This is a genomic window from Psychrobacter sp. 1U2, from assembly GCF_051847575.1.
On the sequence record NZ_JBPYDC010001060.1, the window covers coordinates 1 to 721 of the forward strand.

The 721-nt window shown below is 38.7% G+C and carries 1 protein-coding gene; it reads right to left on the bottom strand.

Translation table 11 applies throughout. The annotated features are described in order from the left end of the window. A partial coding sequence (locus tag ACS8FD_RS20380) for an AMP-binding protein (RefSeq protein ID WP_439277204.1) occupies positions 1-454 on the bottom strand: 454 nt, incomplete at its 3' end. Positions 455-721 lie beyond the last annotated feature (267 nt).

The following is a 721-nucleotide window of genomic DNA, read 5'->3' on the forward strand; positions in this document are numbered from 1 at the left end:
CATTGACCAATACCATACCGGCACGAATGATACCGAGCATAACGATCGGATACTGCAAAATGTTTGGCATCATGACGCCAACTTTATCGCCTTTATCCAATCCCAATGATTGTAAGTAGCTTGCGATTTGGCGGCTATAAAGATCCAATTGTTTGAAGGTAATGGATGCGCCCATACAGAGGTAAGCAGTTTTTTGTCCATAACGACGAAAGTTACGTTCAAACACTTCAAGCAAAGAGGTCTCATCATCAGGCATATCGATAGTTGCATCGATACCATAACGCTCATAAGCGTCAAGCCATGGTCTATCACTTGGAATGGTTGGCATCGTAGGAAACGCTGTCATATCCGACATCATTTGTTCGTTTTTATGCGCATGGTCATTACCATCAGTGACAGACGCTTGGTCTGGCGCGTTTTTATTAGTACCGCTGTTGTTGGCATGGTCAGTCATAACTTTTCCTAAGTACTACAATTAAAAACGTAGAATAATATAATAATGATAAAAGTATTGGGTTTATAAATCATTATTTGTGAACACAAAGTCACTAAAAACCAGACAATAATAACCAATGTCCACCTGATTGTATGCGTCCGTACTATAACAGTTTTGCAAAAAACTCTCTATAAGTGTGTATAGAAGGCGCTTATATCCCTTTATTAGAATATTTCTCTTGATAGTGGCTTATAAATAACAGCGACTCATAATGCGCTCATTATT